We start from the raw sequence: 12801 nt of genomic DNA, 5'->3' as shown, positions 1-12801 counted from the left end.
GATGGTTAACGTGGTCGGAGTAAACGCCGCTCTGACTTTTGCAGGGGAGGAGAGCGTTGCTGAACCTGCCAGATCCAGCGAATTCAGTGTTTGTGAATAACCATTAAGATCCAGACTGGCACCGTCGTTGACGATGTAATCTGACGCGGCGCTAAATGTATTTTCCGCGCCTGCGCGCAGCGTCCCTCGCGAGACAAGCGTGTTGCCGCTGTAGGTATTGGCCCCGGTCAGCGTGGTCACCCCTGAGCCGACGTGGTTGACTTCACCTGTGCCATAAATCTGAGATGCCAGCAGGAAGTCAGGACTGAAGTGGTTAAAATTCAGAATCGCAGTTTTTTGACCGTTGGTGTTACCCAGCCAGATTCGAGGTGTGTCAATCTTACCCGCGGCCTGTTCGGCTTCGCCCTGCGCTCCGCCGATATTTAAAATCCCGGTACTGCCGTTGCCATAGGCCAGGCGGATTAACGAGCCGGATTTGACCGTCGCGCCGTTGCTGACGGTGAGATAACCTTTGGCGGTGTTATTGTTTGAGTAATTGCCACCAAGGTTAATTTCCGTAGCGACATCCAGAGTTGAGTTTGCCCCGTCTATCCGTACAACCCCTGTACCATCGCCGACGGAAAAATCGGCTACGCCAAGATAGCCAATATACATATTATTTGCGGAGGAGAGCCTACCGCCGTTGGTAATGACTAATTGACCGTGGCCACGGAGGCCAACCATGGTCTGGTAATTGGTAATGGAGGAATTTGCGCCGTCAATGGTCACAGCCCCTCTGGCGCCGATGTCGGTATGGCCAATGAGTAAATTAGTAAGACCGGTGATTTTACTGCCGTTAAGCACATTCAGCGTACCGGAACCATTTTCGAGCCCAAGCTGGATCTGCCAGCCGTCCATTACCCAGGTGGTGCCGTTAGTTAACGTCAGGGTTCCTTGTGCAGTATTGCCAATAACGATACCTTCTGTAGAGTGAATATTACGACCATCGACCAGCATGGTACCTGCACTTCCGTAACCGACATACAGACCTCTAAAATTATCCCAGTTGCTTTCAGTATTTTCAGTCAGGGAAAGCGTGAGTGAATCATTATTATCAATAATAATGTCGCTGGTTATTCCTGTCGGAGGGGTAACGGCAAAGAGGTTGATATTCTCCGCATTAACTGCGTTGGCTGCTTGTACTGACAGTGCCATGGAAATAGCGATCGCCAGCATTGAAACTGGATGTTGCAAGTGTTTGATATTCATATTGATCCCTTCCATGAGAGATTGCTTGAAACTGGCAGTGAAAGTTTGTTGTTTCAAACTTTTCTGCATTGTGGGGATGGCTGCTGTATATTTATTACTTGAGCTTTTCTAATGAGGATTTTATTTTCAAAAAGTGAAAGAATGAAATTATTTTTTTAGTTAAATTTATTGTGGTTGATTACTATTATTTATATAAGATTTTTTGGTGCTCATATATAAGATCTTAAATGCTAAGAATATTCCATCTTATATTTGTAGGAATCTTAAGTAAATATGCGATTTAAGAAATATTTCCTTTAAAAACAAATGATTATAGAAGGTGCGAATTGTCATAATTAAGATAATTGCCGAATTTAATCACAGCATGAAATTAACGCTCTTTGAATGTGTATTTTTGATGTTTGATTTTGGTTGACAAGATGAGTTGAAAAAAAACAGAACTAAATCGAGTGCGCCAGAAATTTTCTTTAGCGAATGTTATTAATAATTTTCATTAACACATCCTATGTAATAGCTATGTGAAATTGAATGACGTCTTATCCAGGCACACCAGACACGAACAGTATCTCCAGATAAGAAAGGTACATGAATATAACACTAACTCCGATTTTGAGATGACCACGATAATTTGAAGACTAGGTTCCTATAAGCTTTAGTGGCTGATAGCTCACTTGTACCCTGCGATGGTTCTCTGCTCATCTGTAGGTTAGATGGTGAACTAAAGATAAAACGCTTCCGCTTACACCCAAGAACTCACCTGGTGAACCTGGAGAACGGTAAGCGCGAAGAGATACCAGACGCAGTGGGGGATTACGATGTGACTTCGCCAGCGTTTTGGGTGATCACCTACATCATCAACGATGCTCGCTCTGCTGAGTTCGATGATTGTCCGGCAATGTGAATTGCGCCTGCGGTTTATCATGTGCCATTTGTTTATGTAAAACAGCTAGTTAAATGTTATTCTACCAGTTCGTGATGCGAAGGTCATAGGTTCGGCTCCTGTTATTGCACCCTTTTAAACTCTTCCCAGACCTCCCGAAATCATCCCAAAGCCCGTATTCTGCGGTTTCTGGACTATCTCTTATCTCGTGCTATCCACTGGACTCAACCGAAATCAAGTTGCAGTCGGGGCATTCTGTGTTCGGTCCAGGGAGATGCCCCCAATGAAGCTAAATGCGCGACAGGCAGATGCCGCTAAACCCTATAAGCTGGCAGATGATAACAAAGCTATCAAATCACATGTTTGGGTTTACCTATTTGCAGGACGGTTATTTACCTACTGTTTTTAATGAACAATCTTTTATCGGTGACTGATGTAATGAACCCCATGATCTCAAATACCTCGGATTGATGTACTATGACGGCAACCCGACTTGCTGGTGAGGCACGAAATCAAAATACGATGTACTCCTTCTTGCCCATGTGTTATCACATCCCAGACACTTCTCATTTTTTTGAAAAAAAATGCCGACACCGATTAATACTGACTATTTTTTTGAAAAATTAGAAACTAAAACAGGTCTCGATTTCATTCTGCGGGCACGGGAAAAAGTGCCTGAAAAAGGGATGTACGTAAAACCCCATGTCCATTTTGAACACGAAATCATGTGGTTTCGCAAAGCGAAAGGCAGCTATTGCATTGGTAGAGAGAAGTTCCGGATAGAGGATAACACGTTGATTTATGTAAGTCCGTTAGTCCTCCATGATATGGAGCTGGAATTTACAGGCGATCATGAACGTTATATTTTACAGTACGATCGGGCAATGCTCAGTAATCTAAAATATCTCCTCCCGGTGCTGGAACCGCATATCGGAGTCGTTATCTCTCTGAGTGAAAAGGACGCTGACAGACTGGATTTCATCTTCAAATGGTTTTCAGACGTTAATGAAGACGCGCATACGGATAATGAGATAAGGCCATTGCTTATTCTGTTGTTGAATACGGTGCTTCAACATGCGATAACGTCTGAGAAAATTTCATCTGAAACGGATAGTCAGTCAATATTTAGCATGATCATCAATTTTGTCATTGCTATTGAGACACGGACCTCTTTTAACATCAGTCTGAACGAAGCGGCAGATGCCGTTGGGCTGTCGCCCGGTCATTTCTCCAGAGTATTTAAAAAGGTGATGCAGGTCAGTTTTAAAGAGTATTTACTGAGCAAGAAAATCGCGATGTCGGTCCATTTGTTGCGTAATACCGATCTGAGCATTACCGATATCGCTTATAAGTGTGAATTTACAGATGCAGCCTACTATTGCTATCAGTTCAGGCGATTTATCGGCGTTACGCCAAAAAAATTCAGAACCAGCAACCTCACTTCTGAGCAATTAAAAATCAACGAAAGTCTTTCAGGCTAACCTTGGTCAGTTGATGATAAGCAGACATGGCTAATAGTTATCAGTGATAACGATTCATCGGGAAAATAAATCACGCGAAGCGTCATTCGTAGGTAATTCTTAACTGAAATGTGATCGGTTCATCGTACCTGGCGCAAAAAAATTATATAAACAGGTCATTTGCCTACATTTTTTATCGTCTGTTGCACTTATCTTTTATATTGAGGCCGGCCCTGAATATTGAAAATTCTTGAACCTCTCAAGTAAAAGGTATTTCTATGAATAAGTCAGGAGTCAAAGAAAAAGTAGGCTATGGATTAGGCGATGGTGCATCCAATATTATCTGGCAAACCATTATGCTGTTTATGGCCTATTTTTATACGGATATCTATGGATTAAGTGCCTTTCATATGGGGACAATGTTTCTCGTGGTCCGCGCGTTTGATGCAGTTGCTGATGTCTATATTGGTTATCTTGCCGATCATACTAAAACAAAGTATGGCCAGTTCAGACCTTATTTACTTTGGTTTTCACTGCCCTTTGGTATTTTTGGCGCATTGACATTTTATACGCCTGATTTTGGTGAGACGGGAAGGATTATTTATGCGTATGTTTCATATACCGCCTTATCCCTTTTTTACTCGCTGGTTAACGTTCCTTACTGTGCATTAATCAATAATATTTCAAAGGATGCCAGGGAACGGGTTTCAATGCAATCGTATCGTTTTGCCTTTGCGGCATTAGGCGGCATCATAGTGTCTGTCGTCGCGCTCCCATTAACCAAAATACTGGGCGCAGGCGATCTGCAGAAAGGTTATTTTCTTGCAATGGTTATCATGGGGGGCATGAGTACTATCATGTTTTTTCTCTGCTTTGCAATGACGAAAGAACACTATGTTAAAGAAGTGGATAAAAGCCATAACCTGCAAGGCATTTATCAGGAATTGCTTATTATCATTAAAGATTTCAACTGGCGCTGTATCTTTTCGCTTAATATCGCCAGCCTGATTGCCGGTATCTTGAAAACAGGTGGGGCAATCTATTTTGTCAGCTACTATATGAAAAGGCCTGATTTAGTCAGCACGGTATTGGTTATTATTCTTTGTACGCGATTTGTGGGGGCCATGTCCACCACCCTGTTGTACAAAAACGTTGATCGGGTACGTGCTTACAAACTGACTCTGGTGATACAGGCTGCCATTCTGACTGCCCTTTTTGCCGTCCCTGCGCAATCGGTACTGATGATTTGCGGTGTTATTTGCCTAATCCATTTCATTGACGCAAGCTCAGCGCCGTTGCAATGGAGTTTATTGAGCGACATCATTGATAATGTTGAAAAAAAATCAAATCGCTCATTAAGTGGACTGGTTTTTTCCACCAATTTATTTGCCATTAAAATTGGTATTGCCGTGGGTGGAGCCATTATCGGCTGGTTGTTGACCTTTGGTGGTTATATCGGAAACGCCGAAATACAGACGGACCTTGCCATTATGACGGTGCGCCTGATTTTTACGATTATCCCGGCAGTATTTGTTTTGATCATGTTTTTTATTATGCAGCAATATCGTTCATATGCTGCATAAGCACAGTGATATCGCGCAGTCAGAATATCGATAATTCATTTTATCTTTCAGGACGTGTTTATGACCACAATAACTAACCCGATTATCCCAGGCTTTAACCCTGACCCCTCCATCATCAGAGTTGGCGATGCCTATTATTTGGCAACGTCAACGTTTGAGTGGTTTCCCGGCGTCTGCCTGTATAAATCTTATGATCTCAAAAACTGGCGTCTGATTTCATATCCATTGAATCGTAGAAGTCAGCTCGACATGATAGGCAACCCGGATTCTGGTGGAATATATGCGCCATGTCTGAGCTATGATGCGGAACGATTCTATCTCATCTACACCGACGTTAAAAATGTGAACGGTCGCTTTTGGGATACCAATAACTATATAGTGACCACTGAAGACATTGAGGGTGAATGGTCTGAGCCAGCGTATCTCAATAGCCGGGGAATTGATCCTTCTCTTTTTCATCATAACGATGGAAGCAAGTGGCTGGTGAGTATGGAAATGAGCTATATGGACGGAGGCGAGGCCGGGTTTCCTAAATGGAATGGTATTATTATTCAACAGTATGACGAAAAGAAAAATATGCTTGTTGGTGAATGTCGGAAAATATATGCCGGCACGTCGCTTGGGATCACCGAAGGACCGCATCTGTATGAATATAACGGTTGGTACTATTTGCTGGTTGCAGAAGGCGGTACCTTCTATAACCATAGCGTTACCGTAGCTCGTTCAAAACATCTGTTTGGCCCTTACGAGACCGATCCTATAGGCCAAATGATGACATCACGTTTCAATTGTCGTCTGCCGCTTCAGCGCGTCGGCCATGCCGATCTCATTGAAAACAGTCAAGGGGAATGGTTCATCGTGCATTTATGCGGTCGGCCATTACCTTCCAGAGGCCGCAGTCCGATGGGGCGTGAAACGGCGATTCAACAGGTTTACTGGAATGACGAGGGCTGGCTGCGACTGGTAAATAACACCGTCGAGCCGGATCTTAAAGTACAAACGTCACTGAGAGAGTTCCCCTGGCCTGCGCTCCCTGAAAAAGATGATTTTGATACTCCCGTTCTGCCGCTGCACTACCAGTCGTTGCGCATCCCCTTAAGCGAAGAGATGTGTACGCTCAAAGAGAGAAAAGGTTGGTTACGATTGCGCGGTCGCGAATCACTGAGTTCGCATCACTATCAGAGTTTACTGGCACGAAGACAAACCGATTTTGCTTTCACCGCGCAGACCTGCATCGATTTTCATCCTCATTCCTTCCAACAAATGGCGGGATTAGTCTGTTTTTACGATACGACAAATTATATTTATTTGCATATTTCCTGTAATGAAAAGGGTGAGAGGACGGTTAATTTGATGATTAACGACCTTAACCGGTTCTCACTGCCGACAGGCGAAGGGATTAAGATTGCCGGTGATGGCCTGGTGTATCTTAAAGTTTGTGTGAAAGACGATGCCGCAAACTTTTATTATTCGTTGGATGAGCGAACCTGGTTCCCGGTAGGTGGCCCTATGGAATACAGTAAACTTTCCGATGAATATTTTAAAGAAAGAGGCATTGAACGCTTCACCGGGGCTTTTATCGGGATGTGCTGCCAGGATTTCACTGGTGAGCGCATTTATGCCGATTTTGATTATTTCCTTTATGCGGCAAATTAATAGCAAACGAATCGAGGGGATGAACGTGAGAATCCCCTCAGATTTTCCTTCATGAGAAATAGATTAATCTGCACAGAACTTTTTACTCATTTTAAGACTCGGAATTTTCGCGCACGCCACGCTGTATTAATCTCACCCCTAATCATATAGTGCCATTCAGTACATGATTATCAGCTTAAGGAGAAGATGATGAAACGTATCGATTTGCACATGCATTCGGAATATAGCGATGATGCGGATTTCCCCGTTAGCGACCTGCTGACCATGGCGAAAGCGGCGAACCTGGCGGCGCTGGCAATAACCGATCACAACTCGGCGCGATCCGTTGAGGAGTCCATTCGCTATGGCAATGAAAACGGCGTGAACGTGATGACGGGAATTGAAATTGACTGCTCGTTCGCGGGCAACAACTATCATTTGTTGGGCTACGGTTTTCGCCGTGATTGCCGGGATTTTGACGCCGTTGAGCAGAATTTCCATCATCTGGAAAGCGCTGCGACACCGCTGAAACTGGAGAAACTACGGGCGCTTGGGTTCCAGTTTGACGTCGATCGCCTGTATGCCATGGCGGGCGATCGCGTGCCACAGGAAGAACAGATGGCAGAGCTGATTTTAGAGGATACGCGCAATGCAAATCATGAACTGCTGTTGCCGTACCGGACCGGGAACCCTCGCAGCGACATGCCGCTGATTAATTTTTTCTGGGATTTTTTTGGCCGCGACAAACCTTGCCACGTGAAAGTTAAACTGCCTCCAATGGCAGAGATGGCATCGTTGATTATCGATAACGGAGGGATTCCGGTAATCGCGCACATCGGTGCCAACATAAAGGAACAGCCTCTGTCGGTGATTGAGCAAATGTTACCGCTCGGCGTGCAGGGCGTGGAGGTCTTCTCCAGCTATCATGATGAGACCCTTCGTCGTGAACTTTATCAGTTCACGCTGGATAAAACGCTGTTGGCGACCAGTGGCAGCGATTTCCACGGGAAAAACAAACCCAACATCAAAATGGGGAGTAGCCAGCCATGGGCGGAGGCGTTGCCGAAAACCCTTGAAATTCTCGAAAAGGTGACGCTCTATTAACGTCTGGCAAGTCCGAAGTAACACATTGGCTTTGCTTTTAAATTATCGCAGCTGTCGTTTTCGTTCATTAAGAGGAGGCCGCAAAAATACTGCGGCCTCATGCGTCAGGCTGCCAGCTCAGGCATATGCTCCTTCACAAAGTTTAAAACTTTCTCCGCGTCCAGCGACGCGTAAGGCAGGCTTTCAATAATGGCAACCGGGCGTTCATTTCCGACAATTTCATAAATCTCAGAGAGCTTGTATTGAATGTGTGGCGCAATGAGAAAAGCGTCGAAAGCGGGAGCAACGCTGGCGAAATTATCCAGTCCCACGGCGCTAATCATGAGAGGACTGCCGTTGCTTTCTGTCTGTATCTGCATCTTTTTGGCCAGTGAATTTGCCGTATTCCCGAACAAACAACATATCAGAAGCTTTTTCATGTTTTTGACCTCCTGAAAACGGTTCATAGAATAGAGCTGGCTATGTTCAAAAAATGAGCACTGCATCTTATTTACGTGACAAATATATTGCCGGATTACCTGAACAGGCAGGTGTTTATCTGAGCGTTGGCCGCGATATCGATCTGACTTTAGCAGGTCTGCGTTGCTAACGCTGTGAACTGAGCAGGAAGAAATATTCCCCGGGGCATGAGACACTACTGTCGCAGTGAAGGAGTGCTGGAATGCAATTTCAGCCACCAGACACATTACGATGAGATCAACGGATGAATCTTCTTGAACTGACTCTCCTGAATGGACACGACAACGGTCATGAAACGGGCGGTAAGATCCCATGGAATGATCCGGGCTTCAGCCGCCGAATGCTGGAAAACCATTTGTCTCAGGAACACGACTGGGCCAGTCGTAAACTCTCGGTCATTGAGCAACAGGTCGACTGGATCGTACGCCAGCTTCCCGTGGGCGCAACGATACTTGATCTGGGATGCGGCCCCGGCTTCTACACACAACGTCTTGCACAGCGCGGGTTTGCCTGCACTGGCGTCGATTTCTCTCCGGCCTCCGTCCAGTGGGCGCGGGAACAGGCACAAAATGCGGGGCTGGACATTGATTATCAGGAACAGGACGTCCGCGACTATCAGCCTGACGGCACCTTTGATTTCATCATGATGATCTTCGGTGAAATCAATGTCTTTAGCGTTGAGGATGCGCAACGGCTGGTGGCGAACTGTGCAGCCTGGCTGAAGCCCGGGGGCAAGTTACTGATTGAAGTGCATACGTTTGACGAAGTCAAAAGGCAGGGGACGGCACCCGCGTCGTGGCAACGATGCCCGCAGGGGTTGTTTCTCGCGCAACCGCATCTTTTATTAAGCGAACATCGCTGGGATGAGGAAAGGCAAACCAGCACCACGACATTCTGGGCACTCAACGCTGACGCCAGCGTCGCCCAGTTCAGCAGCCAGACACGTGCCTGGCGGGACGAAGAATATCTACAGTTGCTGTCGCAGTGCGGTTTTCACACAACGACCCGCGTAGCCGTTGACGACTGGCCCGTCAGTGAAACCTTTGCCGGTAAACTCTATGCCCTGATGGCCCATCGCGAAACGACGGCATAAACGACAATCTCTCCACTTTGTGACCAGAAAAACCGGATGCCCGATGGCTTAGGCTGTCGGGCTTTTTTAGACCGGAGAATTTTACTATCCCGGTCACAAACAGCATCCACCCGCCTTCACGCGCCTGATCGAGGTACTGTGCTGTCCCTGAGGCATAATGGTAGACAGAATGTTCAATAACGGGTCCCCTGAAAATAGTGCGCATATGCTTCGTTTTTCGGCCCTTTCGAAGTTAATATTTCGGATAACGCTTTGTTTATTAATGGGTTGATAAGACATTATTTGCAGGCTTTTAAAGTCAATCATTATCCTTAGTTCTCAAACAGAAAATCTACAAAACTAGACATCTATCGAGTTTTCATCTTAAAGTCCTGATGTTGGCACTAGACAAAACTGTCTTATGGTTATCAAATGGTTAAATAATATTTCGCTGAATGTGAATGATCGGCCAGATATATGAATGGTCGACGGGGTAATTCAGTGGCTACAAGCAAGACAACACACCATTTCGGGAGAAATTATGCATTCCTCTGTTAATAAAAACGAAAGCCGAACGTTCTTCGGCCATCCTTATCCGCTGGGTTCACTGTTTTTCACGGAGATGTGGGAACGGTTTTCGTTTTACGGCATTCGTCCGTTACTGATCCTGTTCATGGCCGCGACCGTTTACGACGGGGGGATGGGGCTGGCGCGCGAGAATGCGTCCGCGATTGTCGGCATTTTTGCCGGCAGTATGTACCTGGCTGCGCTGCCTGGGGGCTGGCTGGCGGATAACTGGCTCGGGCAACAACGCGCAGTGTGGTATGGGTCGATCCTGATCGCGCTCGGCCATCTGTCTATCGCGCTGTCGGCCTGGATGGGCGACAACCTGTTCTTTATCGGCCTGATGTTTATCGTGCTGGGGTCGGGTCTGTTCAAAACCTGTATCTCGGTGATGGTTGGGACGTTGTACAAGAAAGGGGATGCGCGCCGCGACGGCGGTTTCTCGCTGTTTTACATGGGCATTAACATGGGGTCATTCATCGCCCCGCTGATCTCCGGCTGGTTGATTAAATCTCATGGCTGGCACTGGGGCTTTGGTATCGGTGGGATCGGGATGCTGATTGCGCTGGTCATCTTCCGCGTGTTTGCCGTTCCCTCCATGAAACGCTATGACAGTGAAGTAGGGCTCGATTCGACCTGGAACAGCCCGGTAGTAAAGAGAAACGGCGTAGGTGGCTGGTTATTGGCACTGGCGGTCGGTGTGGCCATTATCGTGACGCTGATAGCCCAGGGGATTATCGTCATTAACCCGGTTGCCGTTGCCAGCATGCTGGTCTACGTCATTGCCGCTTCAGTGGCGCTCTACTTTATCTACCTCTTCGTCTTCGCCGGTCTGACCCGCAAAGAACGCGCCAGGCTGCTGGTCTGTTTCATTTTACTGGTTTCTGCAGCCTTCTTCTGGTCGGCGTTTGAGCAAAAACCGACCTCGTTCAACCTGTTCGCGAACGACTATACCAACCGCATGATCGGTGATTTCGAAATACCTGCCGTCTGGTTCCAGTCTATTAACGCCCTGTTTATCATCCTGCTGGCCCCGGTCTTCAGCTGGGCCTGGCCTGCGCTGGCGCGCAAAAACGTACGTCCGAGCAGCATCACCAAGTTTGTTATCGGCATTCTGTGTGCCGCGGCGGGCTTTGGCCTGATGATGATGGCGGCGCAGAACGTGCTGAGCAACGGTGGGGCGGGCGTATCGCCGTTCTGGCTGGTGGGAAGTATTCTGATGCTGACGCTGGGCGAGCTGTGTCTGAGCCCGATTGGTCTGGCGACCATGACCCTGTTAGCGCCAGAAAGAATGCGGGGCCAGATGATGGGGCTGTGGTTCTGCGCCAGCGCATTGGGTAACCTGGCGGCGGGTCTGATTGGTGGGCACGTTAAGGCTGACCAACTGGATATGCTGCCTGACCTCTTCGCCCGCTGCTCTATTGCGCTGCTGATTTGTGCCGCTGTGCTGATTGTGCTGATTGTTCCGATACGACGGATGCTGGAAAACGCGCAGGTGAAAACGGAACCCAAACCGGCGGAAAATTCCTGATCGATAATGATCGTTTACTGATTAAACCGGTGCCTGATGTACCGGTTTTTTCTCTCCAGATAGAATCCTTAATTTATCCAACCGGGCGGCGATATTACGCCGTGGTCTTCCGACAAGACCGGCCACCGCATGAACTGCTGTCGCCGGGTCTGTGGAAATTATCGTGCAAAACCATTATTGATACAGATCTGCCCCCTGAAACTACTTTTTTTCAGGGGGAGGGATTTAGCGATGGGTAATGCCTTCATAGATTAACCGTAACGCCAGCAGGCCAATAATCGCACCGATGATTCGACTGGCGACGCGCTGTATTCTGCCGTATGCCCGACGTACTGCTGGCAATGAAAAAGCCTGACTCAGGAAGACGCGCCAGATAATTGAAGAGAGCACAATTCCGGCCCAGGCCATCATCCTTGCCCACATGGGCGTGTCGACACTCAGCGTAACAGAGAAAATACTGATAAAAAACAGGACGGTTTGTGGATTCGACAGATCGGTTAATAATCCGCGACGAAAGAACACCGTCCACGGCGCGCTAACGGGGTGCTGGAGTGTCGACATTTGCGGCGTGGCCTGGTGACGAATACTGTTCCAGGCAAACCACAGCAGATACGCGCCGCCGCCAATTTTGATTAGCGAAAATATCGCCTCGCACTGGGTGATCAGCGTCGCCATGCCAAACAACCCCAGCCCGGAATAGATTGCGTCGCCTGACGCGACGCCCAGACCGGTTAATACGCCTGCACGTCGTCCGGAGGCCAGGCTGGTTTGCACAACCACAAACAGATTGGCACCAGGGTTGAAGAAGGTTAAGACGAACAGGCTGACGGTGAGGAAAACCGCATGCAGAGGTTCCATAAACCACATTTCCCTGAACTGGATAAAGTTACCTCATCATATTTATCACAAAACCAAGGGGATGCGAATGATGTCACAAAGAGAGAGGCGGGGGAGAAGAAAACCACCCGTGTTACCACGGGTGGTTGAGGGTCAGAAGCTGTATTTCAGCCCTAACATGCCTTGCGTGTCGCTGTAGCCGTTGTCACCGATCTGTTGGGCAACGTTGCCCCACAGTTGCAGACGGTCGGTAATCTTCCCTTCAACGCCTGCTTTCAGCTCGCCGACGTTACGTGCGCCTTTGACCTCATTGCTGATGTCATCCATCTTCACGCTGTAGCTGCTGGTGTTGTAGATCCAGTTGGCTTCGATGAACGGCTGGAAGGTGCGGTCTTTACCGTCATCCATGGCGTGATGGCCCTGGAGAT

The 12801-nt window shown here is 47.4% G+C and carries 10 protein-coding genes and 1 pseudogene; 7 read left to right on the top strand and 4 right to left on the bottom strand.

All coding sequences use genetic code 11. The annotated features are described in order from the left end of the window. A partial coding sequence (locus KE671_RS22430) for an autotransporter-associated beta strand repeat-containing protein (protein WP_349291259.1) occupies window positions 1-1248 on the bottom strand: 1248 nt, incomplete at its 3' end. 760 nt (window positions 1249-2008) lie between these two features. Here KE671_RS22430 and KE671_RS22945 point away from each other — a divergent pair. The 5 genes from KE671_RS22945 (at window position 2009) to KE671_RS22405 (ending at window position 7910) form a co-directional block, all read left to right on the top strand. Then, window positions 2009-2149, top strand: a complete 141-nt coding sequence (locus KE671_RS22945) for a hypothetical protein (RefSeq protein WP_283093137.1) — start codon at window positions 2009-2011, stop codon at window positions 2147-2149. 563 nt (window positions 2150-2712) lie between these two features. Then, on the top strand, window positions 2713-3609 hold the full coding sequence (locus KE671_RS22420) for a helix-turn-helix transcriptional regulator (RefSeq protein WP_206164783.1): 897 nt from the start codon (window positions 2713-2715) through the stop codon (window positions 3607-3609). 257 nt (window positions 3610-3866) lie between these two features. Further along, a complete protein-coding gene (locus KE671_RS22415; RefSeq protein ID WP_206164782.1) occupies window positions 3867-5171 on the top strand; it encodes a glycoside-pentoside-hexuronide (GPH):cation symporter in 1305 nt (434 codons plus the stop codon). Between the two features lie 60 nt (window positions 5172-5231). Beyond that, on the top strand, window positions 5232-6827 hold the full coding sequence (locus KE671_RS22410; RefSeq protein ID WP_206164781.1) for a glycoside hydrolase family 43 protein: 1596 nt from the start codon (window positions 5232-5234) through the stop codon (window positions 6825-6827). Window positions 6828-7013: 186 nt separating this feature from the next. Next, window positions 7014-7910 carry a PHP domain-containing protein gene (locus KE671_RS22405; RefSeq protein ID WP_241029994.1) on the top strand — a complete coding sequence of 299 codons (897 nt, stop codon included), beginning with the start codon at window positions 7014-7016 and terminating at the stop codon, window positions 7908-7910. Between the two features lie 104 nt (window positions 7911-8014). Here KE671_RS22405 and KE671_RS22400 read toward each other — a convergent pair whose 3' ends face one another. After that, entirely contained in the window at window positions 8015-8329 is a 315-nt protein-coding gene (locus tag KE671_RS22400; protein ID WP_206164780.1) for a PTS sugar transporter subunit IIB, read from the bottom strand. A gap of 284 nt (window positions 8330-8613) precedes the next feature. On the opposite strand from KE671_RS22400, the pseudogene KE671_RS22395 reads away from it, so the two are divergent. Both KE671_RS22395 and KE671_RS22390 read left to right on the top strand, forming a co-directional pair. Then, a pseudogene (locus tag KE671_RS22395) lies at window positions 8614-9459 on the top strand (class I SAM-dependent methyltransferase); the annotation flags it as partial. 523 nt (window positions 9460-9982) lie between these two features. After that, a complete protein-coding gene (locus tag KE671_RS22390) occupies window positions 9983-11536 on the top strand; it encodes a peptide MFS transporter (protein ID WP_206164778.1) in 1554 nt (517 codons plus the stop codon). Window positions 11537-11761: 225 nt separating this feature from the next. Here the strand turns inward: KE671_RS22390 and KE671_RS22385 are convergent, their stop codons facing one another. Then, the gene (locus tag KE671_RS22385; protein ID WP_206164777.1) at window positions 11762-12394 is read right to left on the bottom strand and encodes a LysE family transporter; all 633 of its coding nucleotides are present in this window, start codon (window positions 12392-12394) and stop codon (window positions 11762-11764) included. Between the two features lie 132 nt (window positions 12395-12526). After that, window positions 12527-12801 (bottom strand): autotransporter outer membrane beta-barrel domain-containing protein (locus KE671_RS22380; protein WP_206164776.1); only part of this gene is annotated, 275 nt, incomplete at its 5' end.

The sequence above is a fragment of the Citrobacter amalonaticus genome (assembly GCF_018252635.1).
Taxonomy (GTDB): domain Bacteria; phylum Pseudomonadota; class Gammaproteobacteria; order Enterobacterales; family Enterobacteriaceae; genus Citrobacter_A; species Citrobacter_A amalonaticus_E.
This window is presented reverse-complemented; position numbering and strand designations above follow the sequence as displayed.